25 protein-coding genes are annotated in these 19,951 nt (G+C 41.0%); 8 read left to right on the forward strand and 17 right to left on the reverse strand.

All coding sequences use genetic code 11. The annotated features are described in order from the left end of the window. The first annotated feature begins 45 nt into the window (after positions 1-45). Entirely contained in the window at positions 46-2,583 is a 2,538-nt protein-coding gene (locus tag ACEW8F_RS05170; RefSeq protein WP_373482407.1) for a PAS domain S-box protein, read from the forward strand. 45 nt (positions 2,584-2,628) lie between these two features. On the opposite strand, the gene ACEW8F_RS05175 is transcribed toward ACEW8F_RS05170, so the two are convergent. From ACEW8F_RS05175 to arsD (ACEW8F_RS05190), 4 genes are all read right to left on the reverse strand, one after another. Next, the gene (locus ACEW8F_RS05175; RefSeq protein WP_373482408.1) at positions 2,629-3,150 is read right to left on the reverse strand and encodes a PadR family transcriptional regulator; all 522 of its coding nucleotides are present in this window, start codon (positions 3,148-3,150) and stop codon (positions 2,629-2,631) included. A 228-nt stretch (positions 3,151-3,378) separates the two neighbouring features. Then, positions 3,379-4,167, reverse strand: a complete 789-nt coding sequence (gene arsM, locus ACEW8F_RS05180) for an arsenite methyltransferase (protein WP_373482409.1) — start codon at positions 4,165-4,167, stop codon at positions 3,379-3,381. A 65-nt stretch (positions 4,168-4,232) separates the two neighbouring features. Continuing rightward, on the reverse strand, positions 4,233-4,796 hold the full coding sequence (gene sigZ, locus ACEW8F_RS05185) for an RNA polymerase sigma factor SigZ (protein ID WP_373482410.1): 564 nt from the start codon (positions 4,794-4,796) through the stop codon (positions 4,233-4,235). Positions 4,797-4,833: 37 nt separating this feature from the next. Continuing rightward, positions 4,834-5,220, reverse strand: a complete 387-nt coding sequence (gene arsD / locus ACEW8F_RS05190) for an arsenite efflux transporter metallochaperone ArsD (RefSeq protein WP_373482411.1) — start codon at positions 5,218-5,220, stop codon at positions 4,834-4,836. A 255-nt stretch (positions 5,221-5,475) separates the two neighbouring features. Between arsD (ACEW8F_RS05190) and ACEW8F_RS05195 the strand changes: the two genes are divergently transcribed. Beyond that, positions 5,476-5,802 (forward strand): hypothetical protein, encoded by a 327-nt coding sequence (locus ACEW8F_RS05195; protein ID WP_373482412.1) that lies wholly within the window; start codon positions 5,476-5,478, stop codon positions 5,800-5,802. Between the two features lie 163 nt (positions 5,803-5,965). On the opposite strand, the gene ACEW8F_RS05200 is transcribed toward ACEW8F_RS05195, so the two are convergent. From ACEW8F_RS05200 to ACEW8F_RS05235, 8 genes are all read right to left on the reverse strand, one after another. After that, positions 5,966-6,706, reverse strand: a complete 741-nt coding sequence (locus ACEW8F_RS05200; RefSeq protein WP_373482413.1) for a sulfite exporter TauE/SafE family protein — start codon at positions 6,704-6,706, stop codon at positions 5,966-5,968. Between the two features lie 153 nt (positions 6,707-6,859). Further along, positions 6,860-7,918 carry a radical SAM protein gene (locus tag ACEW8F_RS05205; protein WP_373482414.1) on the reverse strand — a complete coding sequence of 353 codons (1,059 nt, stop codon included), beginning with the start codon at positions 7,916-7,918 and terminating at the stop codon, positions 6,860-6,862. A 62-nt stretch (positions 7,919-7,980) separates the two neighbouring features. Next, the gene (locus ACEW8F_RS05210) at positions 7,981-8,340 is read right to left on the reverse strand and encodes an ArsR/SmtB family transcription factor (protein ID WP_373482415.1); all 360 of its coding nucleotides are present in this window, start codon (positions 8,338-8,340) and stop codon (positions 7,981-7,983) included. 202 nt (positions 8,341-8,542) lie between these two features. Continuing rightward, positions 8,543-8,908 (reverse strand): arsenite efflux transporter metallochaperone ArsD, encoded by a 366-nt coding sequence (arsD, locus tag ACEW8F_RS05215; protein WP_373482416.1) that lies wholly within the window; start codon positions 8,906-8,908, stop codon positions 8,543-8,545. 66 nt (positions 8,909-8,974) lie between these two features. Then, complete coding sequence (locus ACEW8F_RS05220) at positions 8,975-9,253, reverse strand: hypothetical protein (protein ID WP_373482417.1); 279 nt, start codon at positions 9,251-9,253, stop codon at positions 8,975-8,977. A 74-nt stretch (positions 9,254-9,327) separates the two neighbouring features. Further along, entirely contained in the window at positions 9,328-11,043 is a 1,716-nt protein-coding gene (arsA, locus tag ACEW8F_RS05225) for an arsenical pump-driving ATPase (RefSeq protein ID WP_373482418.1), read from the reverse strand. Between the two features lie 107 nt (positions 11,044-11,150). Further along, entirely contained in the window at positions 11,151-12,536 is a 1,386-nt protein-coding gene (gene lpdA / locus ACEW8F_RS05230; RefSeq protein ID WP_373482419.1) for a dihydrolipoyl dehydrogenase, read from the reverse strand. Positions 12,537-12,585: 49 nt separating this feature from the next. Then, positions 12,586-13,323, reverse strand: coding sequence for a gamma-glutamyl-gamma-aminobutyrate hydrolase family protein (locus ACEW8F_RS05235; protein ID WP_373482420.1), 738 nt, complete (start codon positions 13,321-13,323; stop codon positions 12,586-12,588). A gap of 247 nt (positions 13,324-13,570) precedes the next feature. Between ACEW8F_RS05235 and ACEW8F_RS05240 the strand changes: the two genes are divergently transcribed. Further along, positions 13,571-14,722, forward strand: a complete 1,152-nt coding sequence (locus ACEW8F_RS05240; protein WP_373482421.1) for an aminotransferase class V-fold PLP-dependent enzyme — start codon at positions 13,571-13,573, stop codon at positions 14,720-14,722. Beyond that, entirely contained in the window at positions 14,722-15,261 is a 540-nt protein-coding gene (locus ACEW8F_RS05245; protein WP_373482422.1) for a (Fe-S)-binding protein, read from the forward strand. The genes ACEW8F_RS05240 and ACEW8F_RS05245 overlap by 1 nt, the downstream gene beginning before the upstream one ends. Before the next feature lie 78 nt (positions 15,262-15,339). Here the strand turns inward: ACEW8F_RS05245 and ACEW8F_RS05250 are convergent, their stop codons facing one another. Genes ACEW8F_RS05250 through ACEW8F_RS05270 form a run of 5 tightly spaced genes read right to left on the reverse strand, consistent with a single transcriptional unit; the run spans position 15,340 to position 17,663 of the window. Further along, positions 15,340-15,750 carry a putative zinc-binding protein gene (locus ACEW8F_RS05250; RefSeq protein WP_373482423.1) on the reverse strand — a complete coding sequence of 137 codons (411 nt, stop codon included), beginning with the start codon at positions 15,748-15,750 and terminating at the stop codon, positions 15,340-15,342. A gap of 1 nt (position 15,751) precedes the next feature. Beyond that, a complete protein-coding gene (locus ACEW8F_RS05255) occupies positions 15,752-16,153 on the reverse strand; it encodes a putative zinc-binding protein (protein ID WP_373482424.1) in 402 nt (133 codons plus the stop codon). Next, complete coding sequence (gene gcvH, locus ACEW8F_RS05260; RefSeq protein ID WP_373482425.1) at positions 16,146-16,994, reverse strand: glycine cleavage system protein GcvH; 849 nt, start codon at positions 16,992-16,994, stop codon at positions 16,146-16,148. The genes ACEW8F_RS05255 and gcvH overlap by 8 nt, the downstream gene beginning before the upstream one ends. Further along, entirely contained in the window at positions 16,987-17,289 is a 303-nt protein-coding gene (locus tag ACEW8F_RS05265; protein WP_026394308.1) for a ferredoxin family protein, read from the reverse strand. The genes gcvH and ACEW8F_RS05265 overlap by 8 nt, the downstream gene beginning before the upstream one ends. 2 nt (positions 17,290-17,291) lie before the next feature. Continuing rightward, complete coding sequence (locus tag ACEW8F_RS05270; protein ID WP_373482426.1) at positions 17,292-17,663, reverse strand: hypothetical protein; 372 nt, start codon at positions 17,661-17,663, stop codon at positions 17,292-17,294. 183 nt (positions 17,664-17,846) lie between these two features. On the opposite strand from ACEW8F_RS05270, the gene ACEW8F_RS05275 reads away from it, so the two are divergent. The 4 genes from ACEW8F_RS05275 (at position 17,847) to ACEW8F_RS05290 (ending at position 19,624) form a co-directional block, all read left to right on the forward strand. Continuing rightward, positions 17,847-18,143: an ArsR/SmtB family transcription factor gene (locus ACEW8F_RS05275; protein ID WP_373482427.1), complete on the forward strand. Its 297-nt coding sequence runs from the start codon at positions 17,847-17,849 to the stop codon at positions 18,141-18,143. A gap of 27 nt (positions 18,144-18,170) precedes the next feature. Beyond that, entirely contained in the window at positions 18,171-18,533 is a 363-nt protein-coding gene (locus tag ACEW8F_RS05280; RefSeq protein ID WP_373482428.1) for a putative zinc-binding protein, read from the forward strand. A gap of 220 nt (positions 18,534-18,753) precedes the next feature. Further along, a complete protein-coding gene (locus ACEW8F_RS05285; RefSeq protein ID WP_373482429.1) occupies positions 18,754-19,185 on the forward strand; it encodes an arsenate reductase ArsC in 432 nt (143 codons plus the stop codon). 22 nt (positions 19,186-19,207) lie between these two features. Then, positions 19,208-19,624 carry an arsenate reductase ArsC gene (locus tag ACEW8F_RS05290; protein WP_373482430.1) on the forward strand — a complete coding sequence of 139 codons (417 nt, stop codon included), beginning with the start codon at positions 19,208-19,210 and terminating at the stop codon, positions 19,622-19,624. Positions 19,625-19,951 lie beyond the last annotated feature (327 nt).

Genomic DNA, 19,951 nt, shown 5'->3' on the forward strand with positions numbered 1-19,951 from the left:
CGCAAGATAAAAAGCCATAAGTTTTTACAAGGGAGGCCAGGGATTATGACAAATAGTTTTTATCATGAAATTATTAAAAATCTGCATGTGGGCTATGCCTATCATCGAATTATTTGCAATGCCCAGGGTGTTCCTGTGGATTATGAATTTATCGAGGTCAATAACGCCTTTGAAACAGCAACCGGTCTGATCGCCGAGGAAATTATCGGAAGAACGGTGACGCAGGTTTTTAACGCCATTGAAAATTCTGAAGCTATTTTCGATTGGATTGAGATTTATGGTAAGATTGCCCTCAACAACGGTTCCGAGGAAATTGAGAAGTATTCCGAATATCTGAACCGCTGGTATCGGATTCAGATCTATTCTCCTGAAACCAATTATTTTATCACCCTGTTTCATGACATAACCCGGGAACGACAGGATCTGGCTGAACGTAATCTGCTTCTTACCACCCTCCACGATATTGTTTTTGAGGTCAGCGACGATTATTATTTCACCAATGTGATCGTACATGATGATTCCACCCTTTTTATTCCGAGAAATATTATCATCGGAAGTCATCTTTCCGAAGTTTTTTCCAAAGATTTAACGGATGAAATGCTTTTAGTTTTTGAAACCGCTTATGCAACTGGTAAAAAGCAGGATTTTGAGTATAAATCTCCACTGCCAGCCGATGAGCGATGGTTTTTGGCCGAGATTTTTTATATCGTGGACAATGAATCCCCCAGATTTGTGATCAGCATCCACGATATCAGTGAAAAAAAACAACGCGAAAAAGATCTTCAGGAAACCAAGGAATATTTATCCAATCTAATCCAATATGCCAACGCCCCGATTATTACCTGGTCACCGGACTTTAAAATTACTGAATTTAACTATGCCTTTGAGCAGCTGACTGGACGGACCCGTTCTGAAGTATTAGGCCGACATCTGGAATTGCTTTTTCCGGATTCCAGCAAAATCCAATCGATGCTGTTTATTCGGGAAACTGCCTCAGGTCAACGCTGGGACAGCGTCGAAATTCCGATTCTGCATATTTCCGGTGAAGAACGGCTGGTGCTTTGGAACTCTGCCAATATCAAAAATACCGAGGGCATTATCATCGCCACCATTGCTCAAGGCCAGGATATCAGCCAACGAAAACTCATCGAAAAATCACTTTTTATCGAAAAGGAGCGTTTACGAACCACCTTGTTATCGATCGGTGACGGTGTAATATCAACCGACGCCCGGGGCTGTGTTACCCTCATCAACCAGGTCGCTGCGAATCTGACCGGATGGACTCAGAAAGAGGCCTACGGTTTACCGCTGGATCAGGTTCTCAATCTGTTTGATGAATATACCCGGGAAAGCTGCGAAAGTCCTGCCAGTCGAGTGCTGGAAACTGGTACAATCAGCGAGCTGAATAATCACACCATACTGCTTTCTAAAAACGGAGGGGAGCTCCCTGTTGAGGATAGTGCCGCCCCGATCAAGGATCAGGATGGTCATATTACCGGGGTTGTGATTGTCTTCCGGGACTTTACCGATAAAAAGGAAAAACAGGAACAGATTGAATACCTGAGTTTCCACGATCACCTCACCGGCTTATACAACCGCCGCTATTTCGATGAGGAACTTAAACGTCTTAATACCCCAAGGAACCTGCCCTTATCCCTGCTTATTTTTGACGTCAACGGATTAAAGCTGACCAATGATGCCTTTGGGCACCTGGCCGGGGATCGATTATTGCAGAAGGTTGCTCAGACCATGCGGGAGATCAGCCGGAGCGACGACATCATCGCCCGGATCGGTGGTGACGAATTTGTGATTCTGCTTCCCCAAACCGAGATCCATGAAGCCAAAGAACTGGCAAAGCGGATCAATGTGGCCCTGAGCCGCGAACATCTGGAAGCCGGTCAGGTCTCTATTTCTAGCGGCTGGAGCGTAAAAACCACTGCCGATGAAGAAATTGCCGAGGTTTTCAAAGCAGCTGAAAATAAAATGTATCAGTACAAAATTTCCGAACGCAACAGCACCCGAAACGAAGCCATCCAGTTTATTATGAAGACCCTTTATGAAAAACTTCCCCGAGAACAGGAACACTCAGAACGAGTGAGCAAAATCAGTGGCCTGATCGGTGCCTCAATGGGAATGACCATAGAAGAAATTAATGAGCTTAAAACTGCCGGGGCCCTGCATGATATCGGAAAAATTGCCATTGGCAACGAGATCCTCGATAAGGTAGACGAACTCAGTGATTTTGAATGGCTGGAAATCCGACGACACCCGGAAATCAGTTACAGTATCTTAAGCTCCCTTAATGACTATGCCCCGCTGGCCAATATCATTCTTTTTCATCATGAACGCTATGATGGCAAAGGCTATCCCAAAGGCTTAATGGGAGAACAAATCCCCTTGCAGGCGCGGATCATCGCCGTCGCCGATGCCTATGACGCCATGACCTATGGCCGTCCTTATAAAGAACCCTTGACCGCGGAAGCGGCTCTTCAGGAAATCACAACGGGCAAACACACCCAGTTTGATCCGGAAATCGCCGATATTTTCTTGCGGATTATGTCAGAAAATAATAATGATCTTTAAAAAACCGTGCATCTTGTACAGATGCACGGTTAATTTTTTACCCACTTATTCCACTGGCGTGCGTTTCAAATCATCAATCAGTTTTTCATGCCAGTTCAAAACCATTTCGTAATAGGTCCTGCCAAACTGAAGACTGGCGTATTCAAAGGGATCCATCCCTTCACCGGTAGTCCTTTCAATTTCTGACAGTTTTTCCATGGCATCCTGGACTGTTCCTCTGAAAAGTTCAATATTAAGGATCGCATCATTTTTCTTTAAATGCTTATAAAAAAACAGTTTTGCCAGAAATTCCAGATTGAATGGAGAAAATGTGCAGGGTGTTTGTAGCCATTCCATAAAATGCTCCCGCCCTTTGGGCGTAATGGTATACATTTTTTTGAATCGATTACTTTCGACGATTTCTGCAAAAGTAATCAGCCCCACCTTTTCGAGCCTTTTCAACATTGGATAGATACTGCCAAAACTGGCATCAATAAAATTAGAGGTCCTCATGACCATCATTTGCTTGACATCGTACCCGGTCATATCCCGATCCAATAAAAAACCGAGGATTGCAAATTCTAACATAAGGTTTTACTCACATCTCTATTTTTCTTTTCCAATTCAATCCACCTGACCATGCCATGCAGCATCATCTCTTTCTTTTAAGTTGTTTTATATCCAATTCAACCGAACTTAAACATTTAATGATGCATCGTTCTAAGCTATCTTCAAGAATATCGATTCGCAATGCAATTGTATAATACTTTTTCAATAAGTCAATAAAATTCTTTTTGAAAACTGAGAAAATTAATTTTACATTTTATCCCCTTCAATAATAAATGAAGCAACATAATCTTCAATTTTTTTATCTGGCAGCCAATTGTTCAGAATTTCTTTACTGTTGTCCTTTGGCATTAGTTTAATATTTTGAAAACCGGCTCGTATCATCATCGCTCTTATCTCAACCATATGCTCAGCACCAGCAACACACCCAGCCACCATGGCCAGATCATTTTTTATCGTTTCCGGCAGTTCTGCAGTGGCAACCACATCCGACAGTGCCAAACGGCCGCCGCTTTTGAGGACACGGTAAGCATCTTTAAATACCTTTTCTTTTTCCAGTGAAAGATTAATGACACAATTTGAAATAATTACGTCTATAGAAGCATCCGCCACCGGCAAATGTTCAATTTCACCCAAACGGAATTCAATATTGCTATAACCGCTTTTTGCTGCATTATTCCGCGCCAATTTGATCATTTCCGGTGTCATATCCACTCCAATAACATAACCTGTCGCGCCAACCTGACCTCTTGCCAGAAAGCAGTCAAAACCACCGCCGCTGCCAAGATCTAAGACAACGTCGCCTTGTTTCAAGCTGGCGATAGCAATGGGATTACCGCAGCCCAACCCCATATTGGATTCTGGCGGCGCATTAATCAGATCACCAGCATCATAACCGATGGTCATAGTAGCATTAATGATATCCATGGGATCGCTGCAATTGCAGCTGCCACCACAGCACCCCCCTGCGGCACCGCTTTGCGCCACCTGGGCATAATTTTCTCTGATGAACGCTCTTGCTTCTTCTTTATTACTCATCTTACAAACCTCCGTTTGAATTTAGTTTCACTTATTAAGACGCAAAAAAATAAAAAAAGACGCATTTAAACGTCAATTTTTTTACAAAATCTGCAAGTTTCTTCTTTATGTTCGTAATCAATCAAATGACCCAGGCTGTCGAATTCTAGCTGGCAACAACCAAGCAGCATTTCTTTGAGCATTATTCGGCCTCGCTGAACCCGGGACTTCACAGCGGAGACAGAGATGCCAAGCTTTTTACTTATTTCTTTCTGGGACAGCTTTTCAAACTCTGAAAGCAGAATTACCGCTTTATATTTTTCAGGCAGATTGTGGATCATTCCCTTTAGACAAGCTGCAATTTCTCGACTGGCCGTTAATTCCAACGGATTATGTTCTGAAATATTCTCATCAAGCTCGGTGAGTTCCGGCATTCTGCTGTTTTTTCGATAGTAGTCCTTAATGGTATTTTTGGTGATGGTATAGATCCAGGCATGAATCTTTTTTTCATCTTCCAGATACCTCAGATTGTTATGGATCTTGAGAAAGACCTCCTGTAAAAGATCTTCAGCATCTTCTTTATTGGCCACACGTTTGTTGATGTACCATTTCAGAGGTCCGCTGAATTCTTCCCAAATACACCCAATCACTCGTATCACCACTTTTCAGCTTAATATTGATTAAAACTTAACAGCAACCACTGCCACAGGAACAGCCACCATTTGAAGATACTTTCTGTGTTTTTAGGACCATCTTGATAATATCTTCTCTTGTCATTCCTGCCCATTCTGCAAAACTTGCATTAGACGGATAAGAACCCTTTTGTCTGATCTCCCCATCCACAATTGTGATTGGCAAAGCTTCCGTTCCTTCATTGGCAATAATATCATTGACTTCTTTATTTGTAACAAATGCCATCGGATCACTGGTAAGATTGTAACGAATGACTTTTCTACCTTCTCCCTCCAGCTCATTTAAGAAGGTTGAAACTCTTAACAGTTCCCGATCGACACCTGGTCCGCATACACCAGTTGAGCAGCACATTGCCGGCTCATAAATTTCCACTTTACTCATATCTTATTCTCCATTTCGTTTTTTTAAATTTCATAGATCTGAACTATTATGAACAATTCTTCATATAGCTATTTATTCATATGGTAAACCATATAAATTCGCCTGTCAAGTTTCTAAACTTTTTTCTTCAATTGATACCTCAGCTATCGTAGTCCTTTCTTTTGCCCTATCAAAGAAAGCTCTTGCTTAATTTCATTAAATTTGCAATAATGCAACTAACAGTAAACTACTGAAATTTCCAAGGAGGTACTTGTTATGTTATTAGAAGAAAACGCTCTGGGAAAAACGGAAAATTCATCTGGTAATAGCTTAGAAAATTCATCAAAAGGTGAATTCAACATTATTAAAAACTATCTTAGTCGATCCTTTATTAAAAAGTATACGAGTTTTGATGATTTTGAATTGTTTCTGAATTCCGAAGGTTTTTCAGCGATTACAGAGGATGAATTTCAATCCATTCCCGAAGCTAAACTCGATTCCCTGGTTATAAAAAACAGCAAGTTTAAGACCTGGTCTGAGATGGTTTCTTCAGCCGGAGATTATTTTTTTGTTACCCAGATGAAAGCGATCAAGTTTAAATAGTATTCCGCTGAAAAATGCCTGCCATTTCTGGAAGGCATTTTTCTTTCTTTACCACAACAATAGCCTGTGATTCCCTTTATTTACTTGTTAAGATTTATCAAAGTCCCCTAATTTTGCATTATTGTTTAAATTTTCTTTCATTGAGCATCTTTCCTCTGCTGAATCAGGCCATTAAAGTGAAAATCTTATAAAAGGTTACAATTAATATCATCACGGCAAACATTTGTTTCATCCGACCACTGGGCATAAACAGGCTGGTAATTCTAGCCCCGGCAAATGAACCAATGGCTCCGACGATCAACAATGGTATCAGCAACGTTAAATCCCATTGTGCCGTAGCCAGATGGGGAAGTAATGAAGAAAACGACGGGGCAATAACTGCAAAGGCGGTTATCCCCGCTGCTTTTTTGGGTTCAAACCCGACAAGGATTAAGGTTGGCATTAAAATAAATCCTGGTCCTACTCCAAGAAAACCAGCTAAAACTGAAATTGGAATTGCGAGAATTAAAGCCAATTTAAAATTTTCTTCCTGTCCTTCAGTATGCTTAACGGGTTTAAATAATCGATAAGCAAGAAAAAAGACCGCCCCAAAATACAAAACCCAGACATAAATCTGCGGAACATAGAGGACAAGCCAAGCGCCAACTGGTGCAGCCAGAGTAGCGACGATGGTCAGATAAATCGCTTTTTTCCAATCAACATAACCGCTTTTAGCAAACCCAATAACAGCAAACATTGCCGTCACACCGTTTAACAATAAACTCAGCGGTTGAACCTGATTAACAAGATCAGGTAAAAACAACCCTAAGAATGGGATCGCCGCGAAAGCAACCCCCAAACCTAGCATTCCCGAAATAACCGACAGTAGCGATAGGCCTATTACCATAATTATTAATTCATTCATCCAAGACCTCCATATCATTATTTAATTAAATACTTAATTAAATAATAGATTATATATTTTCTAATGTCAACTAGAAATCGAAAAAAGCACTACCTTTCAGTACCCTTCTCGATTCCACAGTACATTATTTTATTTCTCAGAATATTAAATTTTCTATGGACAGCGGACAAAATTCCGAACCCATAAGCAGTCAGCGCAAGATGGGGTATTGAAGTAACAATCATATTTAGTGTCTTCCACCAGGCTGCAACCGCTGCGGAGATCACAGTCAATACAGGATGGATACTGGTTGTTATAAACAGTGTTCCAAAAATTTTGGTATTCTTTTCCTTCAATAATCTCTTTCAGGGATTTTTCTTTTACATTACCAAACGAATGTTTGATCACTCTTTTCTTATCCCCAAAGACATACTCATCATAACTATTTGCCAGCCGATAGCAGGACATGACTTCGCCCCTGGTGTCAATATAAATATAACCCTTATCAATAAAGGGACAGCGTCGTTCGGTTTTCAATTCCATATCCGGAATATTTATTTTGATGTCCCGATAGGTAAATATTTTTTCTAAATAAGCCTTACCTTCAGCATTTTCATAGCGGTTGTAAAAAATATCATCGGCATCTTTTTCGTTAATCGGTTGCAGATGAGATAGAGACAGCCGATGAAAACCATAGTGCCGCATCATATCCATGATATCAAACAAGGCTTCTTTATTACTTTTTGTCATCACATAGGCCACGCCGATCTTTGGAGTGGATGAATGGGTTTGTTTATGATACTTTGATATCGTTTCAAAGGTCTTGATCAGTTGATCCTTCACACCCTGGGTGTCTTCATGATACTGATCAGCTGAAAAATAAACCTCTGTAAATTTTTCACAGATCAACTTCGCATTTTCTTCCGTCATAATCCCGTTACTGGTCATTAAAAGTTTATAACCTTCAAATAACTCAACAGCTTCTTTAAAATACGGGTACACGGTTGGTTCGCCAATCCCGCCAAAAAATACTTCTTCAAGTGACGGAAACTCTTTTACCTGTTCACGGATGGACTTCAGTAATTCCAAATCCATGTCACCCTCAATGGTATCCCAGGTATGCCGAAAACACATTTCGCAATTCAGATTACATCGGTTTGTAAGTTCAATATATAGCCGTTTAAGTTCCACATTATACCTCTCTTTTTTACTAACCACTTCTTTCGCTGGCACAACACCCACCTCCGAATACATCCGGTTTTTCTGATCACGATAAGCAACGCCACTTCATTTTTTTACACGATCAACGCTGTTATACTATGACAGGTTAATTCACTCTTCTGATAATTTCTTAATTTATTTAATTCATCCATTAAAAACTCTTCTTTATTCAATTCCATTTCAAAAACAGTAATTAAAAAGGGATGGTCGGAAAAAACGGACTCTTTTATTTTGTAATAAGCAAATTTATTCTGCCGACGACTTTCTAAAAATCCAGCATCGTTCATTAATCTGAGATGCTTTGATAAATTGGATTGAGAAATACCCAATAAATACTCCAGCTCACAAACACATAACTCCTGCACATACAGCAGATTTAAAATCCTTAAACGATTAGTATCCGATAAGACCTTAAGTATTTCAACAACAGTCATTGTATCCCCCACTTGTTTCTATAATTATTTTTACAATCACCATTTTACACTATTTTATCACACAAATCAAAGCTAAGGGTTGCTGGTTAAGATGCCTGTTGACAACCTCCAAACAACCCTTGCTTTATTTGTATTTTGTCCTTTTCATTTAATCTCTGCCATTTTTTTATTTCCAGGGATTTTCTAATGCAGATTAACTGCATTAATTATTATTGATTATCATTGCCTCTTGAGCCTTAGCGACCAGCTTCAACAATTCGTCTTCAGATAGTCCTGCCCAGGTAGCCAATTCCGTGTTAGACGGATATCCTTTTTTCTTTTTCACTTCACCATCCACAAGGGTGACTGGTAACACTTCAATCCCTTCATTAAGAATTAAATCATTGACTGTTTTGCTCGCTACAAAGGCCATTGGATCTTCAGACAAGCCATGTCTAAAGATTTTTTTGCCTTCACCTTCCAATACGTTTAACATCGCTGAAACTCTCAGCAATTCCGGATCAACACCTGGACCACATACACCAGTTGAGCAGCACATGGCTGGATCATATATTTCTACTTTATTCATTTGTTTCTCCTTCTTACAGACGATCTTTTTTAATAAAATCAGCTCATCAACACTCAATTTTTTTAATTAACAACAACCCGATGACTGAGCTGAGTCCTCAACAACCAACTTGCCTTCGTCATCTGTTTTTAAAGTAACTGTGTTCGTTTTAATGACTGCTTCACCTTCCATTAACACATTAATTCCATTCACCACTACCGGTTGATCATCTGCTTTTTTATTGGTAAATGTAAAATAAAGAGAGCTTCCACAACAGCCTTGCTGCAGGGAGGCCTGAAGTGAATCTTGACCATTTTCTTTCAACATTTCTTCTAATAACACTTTTGCTTCATCTGTAATAATCATTTTATTTCTCCTCTAATCTATTTTAATTTTTTGATAACTAACCTTGACTTCGACGTCTGATAATTGAAACTCGCTTATTTCTTCCAGGGAATAACCACATAGTTTCCTTTAGTATCTTCAGCGATTCGTTTAATCCATTTTTCTTCGTTATTTGCTCTTGCTCGCAAGAACGGATCTTTGGTATCGGTAGCCAATAAACTGGCATTCATTACCCACCATTTATTCATAATGCCCGCACGTTTTAAGTCTGCTTCTAACCGCAGTGCTTCAAAGACCGGTGTTGCTTCTGGCAATGCTACAATGACAACTTCAGTTTCAGCCTGATTTTGCAGACGCGGTAAGAGATTGACAACTGAATCGGGAATATCCGCATTGGATCGTTCCATTTCTTTATGGTAGCTCTCAGTTGAGTTAAGCAGCAGTAAGGTATGACCGGTTGGTGCGGTATCGATCACAACCACCCCATCTTCGGCTTTTTCAACCTGTTCGGCAAAGGCTCTAAATACCGCAATTTCCTGGGTACAAGGAGATTCCAGATCTTCAATAATATAATCAATGTCATCTTGACTCATATTAGCTGCTTTTGCTTTTCCAATGACCTCATCCCGATATTTTTGCAATTCTTCATCTTCATCAATATTACTGATGGTGATATTTTCACCACCCATGGTTGATGCACTCATATGACCGGCTGGATCGGTGGTGGTCAGGTAAACCTTCTTCCCCATTTTTGAAAGTCCCAAGGCTATAGCGGCTGCAATAGTTGTTTTACCTACGCCGCCTTTACCCATGGTAAAGATAACTTTTTTATTTGTATCATACATATCTTTAACAAGTTTATCCAGGCCTGGCAAGTTGCTGATTTCCTTAACTTTTTCCACTGCAATCACATCATCTTCGGTAAATAAGCGGCGAATGTTCTCTACACCGGCAACGTTGTAGGCTCGTAGTGGCAGTGTATAAATATCCAGCGTCTTTAAGCTGTTAGGTATTTTGTTAACAGCATCTTTCTGTTTGCCATAAAAGGCAGTCGCAATTTCATCTGTTTTATCAAAGTTCTCCAGAGCTCCATTAATTATCAGAATTTGATTTTCAACGCCAATTTCTTTTAATTCCTTAGATGCTCTGGCCGCTTCTGCCAATGGGGATGGTTCCGGTCGAGAAACAAGAATCAAAGTTGTCTTATCGCCATCAGATAGTGTTTGCACGGCTTTTTCATACATTTTCTTTTGTTCGGTTAACCCAGATAACTGCCCCAAACAGGAAGCCCCGTGGGTACTGTCATCAATAAAGCTGTCCCAGGCTGACGGCAATTGCAGCATTCTCAGGGTGTGGCCGGTGGGGGCGGTGTCAAAGATGATATAATCATACTCTTTACTCATTTTTTCATCGGTGATAAATCGTGAAAATTCGTTAAATGCGGCAATCTCAACGGTACAAGATCCCGCCAGTTGTTCTTCCATACTGGCAATGGCCACGTCCGGTAATTTTCCTCGATAAGGGCCGACCACGGATTCTTTATATTCTGCGGCGGCCTCAATGGGATCCAGGTTTGCTACCATTAAATTAGGAACGTTTTTAATGGGCACTCCTTGTCCGGTTAATTCTGTTTCAAATACATCCTGTAAATTTGAAGCAGGGTCAGTGCTGATGAGGAATACTTTCTTTCCCTTATCGGCAAGACTTACAGCCGTTGCACAGGCGGTGGAGGTTTTACCTACGCCGCCTTTGCCAGTATAAAACAAATACTTTGTTAAATTAACATTATCGGGTGTAAAATTTTTGTACATAGTAATCCTTCTTTCTTATATGACGATGCGTTCATATGTCTTTGTATTCATATGATATCTCATTCATACGTCTTTGTCAAGCACTTTTCTTAATTTAAGATAATACTTTAAAATCGCATCGTAACCTTATTAATTGATTTTCCATGCACATCATGCAGAGCTTCCATAATGGCTTCGGACAGAGTAGGATGAGGGTGGATCACATCACCAAGCACTTCTGCCGTTAAACCAAGATGTACTGCCATGGTTAACTCTGCCAAAAGATCGGTCGCCTCAGGCCCAATAATCGAAGCGCCGATAATGACATCTTGTTCATCCACAATAATTTTAACCTGTCCCTGAATTTTCCCGATGATTTGGGCTTTTCCCAGGGATCGAAAATCAAAACTGCCCGTTTTATAATTGATTCCCCTTTTTTCTGCTTCTTTTTCGGTTAACCCGACCGCCGCAACCTGGGGATCCGTATACACACATCTGGGAATCGCTTTATGAACGCCGGATCTATTTTTTCCCAACATATTTTCTGCGGCAATAATGCCTTCCTTAGATGCGACATGGGCTAAATAAGGTGTATTAATAAGATCCCCTACGGCATAAATCCCTTTTACACTGGTTTCTAGTGTCTCGTCGACTTCGATCTGTCCCTTGGGATCAACTTTAATTCCTAATTCTTCGAGATTTAATCCTTTAGAATAACTGGATCGCCCAATGGAAAGTAGCATCATTTCTGCTTCTAAAATTGCGCCATTTTCTAATGTTACTACTACTCCGGATTCCTCAACCTTCACGTCAGTAACACCATTGGCAGTCAATATTTTTATTTTTTCCCGTTTAAATTGTCGTAATAGTTGTTTTGAAACACTCTCGTCCTCGAAACTCAAAATTTGATCGGCCATTTCCACAATCGTTATTTTTGTTCCCAGATGACTGAAAAACTGCCCCAGTTCGCACCCGATGACGCCACCGCCAACAACAATCATCGATTTTGGTGGCGTTTTTAAAGCCAATACCTCGGTACTAGTAATTACTTTCTCGCCATCATAATGAAACATTTCCGGACAGATAGGGACTGAACCGGTCGCCAATAATATTTTATCACTCACCAGTATTTCAACCCCGCCATCATTACGCTTCACTTCTACCGTTTTTGAATCGATCAACTTGCCAATCCCGTGAACCAGATTAACACCGTTTGATTCGAAAAGAAATTCGATTCCTTTAACTAAACCAGCTACCAGCTTATCTTTTCGTTCAATAATTTGCTTTAGATCGACGGTCGTATGATCATTGAAAACGCCAAACTTTTCAGCTTCCAATGAGGTTGTCAAAACATCTGCCGAAGCCAGCAACGCCTTGGTCGGAATACAACCGATATTAAGGCAGGTTCCGCCAACCTCCTTTTTCTCAACAACCGTCACTTCTGCTCCTAATTTAGCTGCCATAATTGCGGCTTCATAGCCGCCCGGGCCAGCACCAATAATCGTAATTTTCATTGTTTCTCCTTGTATAATGTTATTTATTTTTTATTGTCCCCATTACCAATCAAGTCTCTTTTATTTTGCGATTCCTTTCTGTCGCATTGACAAAGGCGGCAAATAATTTGCGGGCATTATTATCAGTTTTCAATAGCTGTTCAGGATGCCATTGAACTGCTATTCCGAAATTCATATCTTCTATCTCTACCGCCTCAATCAGATCATCCACGCTGGTCGCAACGGACAAAAGTCCATTCGCCAAATTTCCGATTCCTTGATGATGGACACTGTTTACTAATATTTTGTCTTTTTCTAAAATTTGATGGAGTAACGAATTCTTTTCAATGTTTATTTCATGCACGGGAATATCATAGGGTGTCTTTTGAAAATGCTGAAGCGTCATTCCTATTTCTTTGACACCTAAAATGTCCTGTTTTAAAGTTCCCCCTAATGCCACATTAATCAATTGCATTCCCCGGCAAATTCCTAAAACCGGTTTGTTTTCGTTTATAAGCGCTTTGAAAAGATTTAATTCCAGTTCATCGCGTCTGGGGGAAATTTCATCTGAACAATTACACAAAGGTTGACCATATAAACTAGGATTGATATCCTGGCCTCCGGTAAAAAGAAAACCATCGAATGCTCTTACCAGTGTCTTGATATCTTTCTTGTTTTTTACAAAAGGCAGCAGCACCGGTAAACCGCCTCCTTCAAGGATACCATTCATATACGGTGGGGCAATATATATCTTTTTTTCGATTGCATTATATTGAGGCAGCACCCCAATTATTGGTTTATTTTTCATTTGCTTCCCCCTGATAAGGCATTTCTTTATCGTCACTTCTTTCGCATAACTCAATCTTCATATGATACATCTTTCATATGAGCATGTCAACTGTTAATTTTTTGCCTTATTTTTGACTCAAACCGCGATGATTCAATTTTAATCAACCCAAATTCTACCTGTTAATTTTATTGACGAATTTACTATTAGCGTCTATGATAAAAGGTACAACTAAGCATATTATTATTTGATTATAGAAGGAGACTAAATGGATATTTATTTAGATAACGCTGCAACCACCTTTCCTAAACCGCTGGCAGTACCCGAAGCAATTTACGATTATATTGTCAATAATGGTGGGACTTCCGGCCGTGGCTCCTACGAAAAAGCCATTTTAGCAGATGGTCTTGTCTATCAGACCAGAAAAAGCCTGGCGAAACTCTTTAACCATAATGATCCAAAGACAGTGGTGTTCACTTCATCAGTCACCGAATCTTTAAATCTTGCGCTTCAGGGCATCTTAAAACCTGGTGATCATGTGGTGACCAGTTCCCTGGAGCATAACGCCGTTTGGCGATGTCTGAAAACCCTTGAACGGGATATGGGGATTTATATTTCGATGGTCCCAGCTACAGCGCAGGGCGAAACAGATATCCGGGATGTGGAAGCAGCCATCACACCCGATACAAAAATCATCGTCTTCACCCATGCCTCCAATGTGCTGGGAACTATCCAGCCGATTGCTGAAATCGGTGCCTTAGCGCGGAAGAATAACATTCTTTTTCTGGTCGACGCTGCCCAAACTGCTGGGGTTATTCCCATCGATGTCCAGACACAAGACATTGATTTGCTGGCCTTTACCGGACATAAAAGCCTGTTAGGTCCGATGGGTACCGGCGGCTTGATTGTGAATTGCGATGCTGAAATCCATCCCCTTATCTCCGGCGGTACCGGGGGTGATTCGGCCTATGAATACCAACCGGATTATTATCCCAACCATCTGGAGGCTGGCACCATGAATGTCAGCGGAATTATCGGTCTGGGCGCGGCTCTGGCATTTCTGGAAGCTGAAGGCCTGGAAACAATCCGACATAAAGAAGATACCCTGATGGACTATGCCCTAAACGCATTAAGTCAGGTCCCCGGCATTGAAATTTACGGCCCCCAGGATTCTTCCAAAAGTGTTGGTGTCATTCCATTTAATATTGAAGGTCACGTCCCGGAAGAAATCGCTTTTTATCTGGATCAGGAGTGCCAGGTGATGATCCGTTCCGGGTTGCATTGTGCACCCAGTGCTCATCGTCTGATTGGCACGGTTACCCGAGGAACTTGTCGCATCGGCATCGGTTATTTTAATGAGCAAGCTCATATTGATGCCCTGGTTAATGGATTAAAATCTTATTTAAAGGAGAATAACTAATGTACCTCTCAACCATCAGTCTTATTTACATCAAACCCTGTACCACCGGTGGTGGACGGATTAAATTTCGTGCTAAGCTCAGCAACCCGGTTCCTGAGGTGATGCCGTATCTCAATACTGTGATTAAAACCGGACTTTATATTCCAACTGCACATACCTTCACCTACAAGATCGGCAGTCATATTATCAATATCCATGAACGAAATCTGACCTGCACACAGCTAACCAATGAAGCTCAGTGTTATGAAATGATCGATCATATCTATAATCTGATTAATGAGACCTGGGAAAATAAAGAGTCCATCGTCCCCAACGAAGAAACCCGGGAACGCCCCAGCGCGATTCAGCTTTATAAATTACTGCCCAAGAAAGTTGGCTGCAAGGTTTGCGGTCAGGGTTCCTGTATGGGCTTTGCTTCTAAATTGATTCTAGGTACCTGTCGACTAAATGAGTGTACCCTCATGAAAGAAGAAGAATATGCCCCCAATTATTTAAGCCTGGAAGCACATTTACAGCTTATGGGTTATGAAACCGACTAGAGTTCCAGTTCAAGAAAAATAAACCACCAGTAACACAAAAGCCAGATCTCACAATTGACGATCTGGCTTTTTTTATTATTAAACTGATTTTATTAAAATGTCATCAAAGATTTCACAGGTTTTATCCGCTGTTTGCTTCACATACTCCATATGCTCATCGGTAAGATTCCGGGTGGACAAGGGTTTTTCAAGGGCTTTAGCTTCGCCAATGATCTCGGCCACATCGACACTGCCGGCTACTTTGTTACTGTATTTTTCGATGGCCCGTTTAGCGCAACATTTTGAACAACCATCTACGGCTATGGTGGGGTATTTTTCGGCAAATTCCCGTTCACCGCCATCACCGGCAATAAATAGTGGCAGACATAGGGTTGATACCATCCCGGGTTTCAGTTCTTCCATCATTTTTCGCACCGCTAACCGGGAAATTGTCCCACCCAGACACTCTTCGCCGCTACATGAAATAACGCCAATTCTGTTTCCTAACATCTTAGTTCACCCCGCCCTTTATCTCTTTGATATCTTCGACCATGATTTCTGCCAGTTCTTCGGCGTATTTCCAGCCATCGTCAGTAAGATAGGTTCCGCTGCCATGTTCTTCGCCACGATGGGCTTTCATAAAATCTGGTACCTTATGGCTTTTTACAACAATCCCACCGGTTTCTTCGACACTCTTTTTGGCGCAATATTTGGCACAACCATCCATAGTAATGCAGGTTTCGCCTTTAATCTTTTCCACCACTTCATCATCGCCAGTGACCACATGAGCCAAACAGAGCGTTTCTGTGTCATTGGGGCATTTTTCCTCGGTTACCATCAGCACCGACTCCCGGGCCAATAGGCCAAATACTTTTCCAATCCCACTACAGGGTATTACTTTAATCTTAGACATCGATTTCTGCTACCTTTCGTTGTAAAAATTCAAAATAGGCCGGGCAATCGTGGAGCAGATCCTGATCTTCTTCAAAATCACTGAGGCGTACTTCCACCAGCCAGCCCTTTTCATAGGGACTTTCGTTGACCTGTTCCGGCGCATCACTTAAAGCGGTATTAACAGCAACCACCGTGCCAGACACCGGTGAAACAATTTCGAATACCGCTTTGCTGGATTCGATGCTGCCTAAATCGTCAAACTGTTCAAGTTCATCGCCAATTTCCGGCGGATCTACATAAAGAATATCGGATAAATTCTGTTGCACATAATCGCTGACCCCTACCCGGGCCATATTCCCTGACACCGTCACCCAACAATCATTTTCGTTGAAAAAATAATTGCTTTTGGGCACCTTGAAAATAAACTTGCCGTGAGAAAAAGAATCATATTCCACGGATTCCGGTTCAATAAATTCCGATTCGCCCTGTTGTGCGGCGGAACTGTTGATTTTTTCCAGCACTGCCTGAACGACAGCCTGGGTGTCCTGATCATCCCGGATTTCGATCCCTAGCTTGATATCCAGAGCCTTGGCAACCTCGCTGACATTAACTTTTTCTTTGATAGCAAGCTCCAAATCCCCGGCCAGCTTACTGGCGCAACGGGTGTTGCAACCATCAATGACGGTTAAAGCACCGGCTGCCAGCGCTTTTTCGTAGCGGCCTTTGTTCTGATTTAATAAAACCGGACAGATAAGCTCGACTTCTTCCGACTGCGCCAGCTCCAAGGCTACCCGCCTTGACAGATCGCCGGCACATTTATCCAAGCCATTACAAGGTAATACACAAACAGACTCACTCATCGGTTGCGGCCTCTTTTTCTGCCTTGCGAATGGCTTTAATCATCTTGGTCGTTTCTGGTTTATCAGGAAATGTAATCGCATCTGGTCCACAGGTTTTACTGCAGGCGCGGCAAAAAACAACACAGTTATTAGGGTTTTTGACTTTTAGTTTTGGTTTGGCGTTTTCATCTACTTCAAAAACTTGATGAGGGCAAAATTCCACACAGTCCATACAATCGTTGCATTTTGTAAAATCAATTCGGGGAGACCAATCAATCCGATCCCGCTCGACACCCATAAAAGTTGATTCACTCATGACTATACCTCGTATCCCATTTCTTCCAATTTTTTTTCCACCACTTCAAAGGCTTTTTCATTGGTCATATCGCGGATGTCCAGCATCACAGCATCTTCTTCAATACTAAGTCCCGCTTCTTTAAAGGCCTCTTTAAACATCTTACGCTGCATATTGGGGGCACAGGCACCAATGATTACTTTGCGATGTGACTTTAAATAATCCGCTAAAAAACGATCCCCATCTTCCTCGCAAAGCTGCGGATGAATAAAGGCGTATTCAACCGGTAACTCAACCCGCACCTGATTGATAAAATCCCAAATGTCCATGGCCTGAAACCCAGGACATTTTCCGGTACAGACACACATAATAAAACCTGGTAATTCTTGACTCATATCTTTCACCTCTTATATAATATAATTATTTGCTTATGGATAACTTCATTATACGCCTCTCGTTTATGAGTGTCAAGAGCAAAAGATAAAGATTGCTTTTTTATAAGCAATTGCTTATAATGTTATTGATTTAACTGATTTTTTCGTATTTAATTATAGCACCAAATAGAAAAGAGGTCACTCATGAATTCTGAAGATGTATCCGTAAAAATTTTCAAAGCACTGGGGCATCCCATTCGTTTACAAATAGTAAAATCACTCCTGACAGAATCACGTTGTGTGTGTGATCTCAACCTTTCTTTTGATTTCAGCCAGGCAAATCTCTCTCAGCATTTAAAAATTCTCCGTGAAGCGGGAATATTGGAAAGCAAAAAAATCGGTGTTGAAATGCATTATCGCGTGAAACTAAAAGGCATCTCAAAACTATTAAGCACCATGGATCAAACCGTGGCAGAGTATTTTGAGACACTTGATTTTTAATAGAACTTATGAAAGCAGGTAACCATTATGAAACTTAAGATTTACCCCTGTCCCGGGCACTGCAATGTCAGTATGATGACAAAAACCGTTGCCCAGTATTTTGGAATCATTGATGAGGAAAACATCTCCATCCTTCCTCATGTCAGTATGAACATTCTTGCTGAGGTTGAAGCGGCCGGTGACAATGAAAAATATATTTCGCTGAATGGTTGTCCCTCAACCTGTGCCTCGATGGCTTATGAAGACATGGGCTACGAACTCTACGATGAAATTGTGATGACCCCAGATTATGATATCAAGCACAATGAAAAATATTCCAATCTGGACGATATTGACGAAGAAATTGAACACGTCCAGAAAGCCCTTGATAAAATTATTGCAAGTCACTAAGCAATTACGGATGTAAATGTTTTGCAGTAATTATTAATTGTTAACGAAAGAGCAATCAGCAAACCCCCGACATGTGTGTATTGCGAACATACCTGTCGGGGGTTTTGCATAATACGGAATTTTTTATCAAATTATAAAATTTAACACAACTTATCTCGTTCGCATTTTTTGATTATGATATGCTTATAGCCAAATCTTTGTTATACGAGGAGTCAGAAATATGATTAAAGTTCTTTTTGTTTGTGTTCACAATTCAGCCAGAAGCCAGATGGCTGAAGCTTTTTTAAATGATTTGGGGAAAGACTACTTCATCGCTGAAAGCGCTGGTCTGGAACCAGGCACCATCAACCCTCTGATTGTCAAAGTCATGGCTGAAGTCGGTTATGATCTCAGTCAAAACGATACCAATTCGGTATTTGATTATTATAAAGAGGGGCGTTTGTATTCCTATATTATTAAGGTTTGTGATCTGGAAAATGGCCAGCGTTGTCCAGTTTTTCCACTGGCCAGGAATGTGCTTGACTGGAACTTTGAAGATCCGGCTGCTTTTACCGGTACCGAGGAAGAAAAGCTTGAAAAAGCCCGACATTTGCGCTACAAAATTCGGGAAAATGTCATTGATTTGATTGATACCTACAAAGATTCTATTTAGATTTTAAAAACAGGAGAAAATAATGAACAAACCCAAAGTTGCCTTTGTCTGTGTCCATAATTCCTGCCGGAGCCAGATGGCCGAAGCGATTGGAAAAAATTTTGCCAGTAATGTATTTGAAAGCTATTCAGCTGGAACTGAGACCAAACCGCAAATCAATCAGGATGCCGTCCGTTTGATCAAAGAACGGTACAACATCGATATGGAAGCTACCCAACATTCTAAGCTGCTGACTGATCTTCCGCCTATTGATATTGTCATCAAAATGGGATGCAACGTGGTCTGCCCCTACCTGCCCGGCCGTTATGTTGAAGACTGGGGCCTGGAAGATCCATCCGGAAAAAGCGATGAAGAATTTATGGCAGTCATTGACCAGATTGAGGATAATGTGAAAAAATTAGCCGATAACATCCAAAATAATATCCTTGATCTTAACTGACAAAAGCCGGGAAATTAAACATTTCCCGGCTTTGCAATACTCCGCGCTGTGGTTTTTAAAGACTTCATCATCATTGTGATGAAAAAGCGTTATGATCGATAAAATACCATCGTCTTTGAGCAGGTTTTCAAACAAGCTGAAATAATCCAGGTGATCATCAAGATGTTCCACCACTTCGGTGACTGTGAAACCTCCGAAAAACGAAGGCACCTGTAAATCTATACAATAACACGAATAAATATGCTCGTTCTAATCTCACAACAAACTTTATTGATCAACTCCCCGAGAATAGCAACTAAAATAGCTAATAACGGGTATAAACAAATC

It is taken from the genome of Acetobacterium sp. (assembly GCF_041752335.1).
Taxonomy (GTDB): domain Bacteria; phylum Bacillota; class Clostridia; order Eubacteriales; family Eubacteriaceae; genus Acetobacterium.

Bases quoted from the DNA above. Each gene is read 5' to 3' on its own strand.
- ACEW8F_RS05245 (WP_373482422.1), top strand. From the start codon at position 14,722: ATGTACCTCTCAACCATCAGTCTTATTTACATCAAACCCTGTACCACC.
- arsD (WP_373482411.1), bottom strand. From the start codon at position 5,220: ATGAGTAAAGTGGAAATTTATGAGCCGGCAATGTGCTGCTCAACTGGT.
- ACEW8F_RS05255 (WP_373482424.1), bottom strand. From the start codon at position 16,153: ATGTCTAAGATTAAAGTAATACCCTGTAGTGGGATTGGAAAAGTATTT.
- ACEW8F_RS05250 (WP_373482423.1), bottom strand. From the start codon at position 15,750: ATGTTAGGAAACAGAATTGGCGTTATTTCATGTAGCGGCGAAGAGTGT.
- ACEW8F_RS05175 (WP_373482408.1), bottom strand. From the start codon at position 3,150: ATGTTAGAATTTGCAATCCTCGGTTTTTTATTGGATCGGGATATGACC.
- ACEW8F_RS05235 (WP_373482420.1), bottom strand. From the start codon at position 13,323: ATGAAAAATAAACCAATAATTGGGGTGCTGCCTCAATATAATGCAATC.
- ACEW8F_RS05290 (WP_373482430.1), top strand. From the start codon at position 19,208: ATGAACAAACCCAAAGTTGCCTTTGTCTGTGTCCATAATTCCTGCCGG.
- ACEW8F_RS05170 (WP_373482407.1), top strand. From the start codon at position 46: ATGACAAATAGTTTTTATCATGAAATTATTAAAAATCTGCATGTGGGC.
- gcvH (WP_373482425.1), bottom strand. From the start codon at position 16,994: ATGAGTGAGTCTGTTTGTGTATTACCTTGTAATGGCTTGGATAAATGT.
- ACEW8F_RS05200 (WP_373482413.1), bottom strand. From the start codon at position 6,706: ATGAATGAATTAATAATTATGGTAATAGGCCTATCGCTACTGTCGGTT.
- arsM (WP_373482409.1), bottom strand. From the start codon at position 4,167: ATGAGTAATAAAGAAGAAGCAAGAGCGTTCATCAGAGAAAATTATGCC.
- ACEW8F_RS05265 (WP_026394308.1), bottom strand. From the start codon at position 17,289: ATGAGTGAATCAACTTTTATGGGTGTCGAGCGGGATCGGATTGATTGG.
- ACEW8F_RS05275 (WP_373482427.1), top strand. From the start codon at position 17,847: ATGAATTCTGAAGATGTATCCGTAAAAATTTTCAAAGCACTGGGGCAT.
- arsA (WP_373482418.1), bottom strand. From the start codon at position 11,043: ATGTACAAAAATTTTACACCCGATAATGTTAATTTAACAAAGTATTTG.
- ACEW8F_RS05210 (WP_373482415.1), bottom strand. From the start codon at position 8,340: ATGACTGTTGTTGAAATACTTAAGGTCTTATCGGATACTAATCGTTTA.
- ACEW8F_RS05285 (WP_373482429.1), top strand. From the start codon at position 18,754: ATGATTAAAGTTCTTTTTGTTTGTGTTCACAATTCAGCCAGAAGCCAG.
- lpdA (WP_373482419.1), bottom strand. From the start codon at position 12,536: ATGAAAATTACGATTATTGGTGCTGGCCCGGGCGGCTATGAAGCCGCA.
- ACEW8F_RS05195 (WP_373482412.1), top strand. From the start codon at position 5,476: ATGTTATTAGAAGAAAACGCTCTGGGAAAAACGGAAAATTCATCTGGT.
- ACEW8F_RS05220 (WP_373482417.1), bottom strand. From the start codon at position 9,253: ATGATTATTACAGATGAAGCAAAAGTGTTATTAGAAGAAATGTTGAAA.
- ACEW8F_RS05240 (WP_373482421.1), top strand. From the start codon at position 13,571: ATGGATATTTATTTAGATAACGCTGCAACCACCTTTCCTAAACCGCTG.
- ACEW8F_RS05270 (WP_373482426.1), bottom strand. From the start codon at position 17,663: ATGAGTCAAGAATTACCAGGTTTTATTATGTGTGTCTGTACCGGAAAA.
- ACEW8F_RS05280 (WP_373482428.1), top strand. From the start codon at position 18,171: ATGAAACTTAAGATTTACCCCTGTCCCGGGCACTGCAATGTCAGTATG.
- arsD (WP_373482416.1), bottom strand. From the start codon at position 8,908: ATGAATAAAGTAGAAATATATGATCCAGCCATGTGCTGCTCAACTGGT.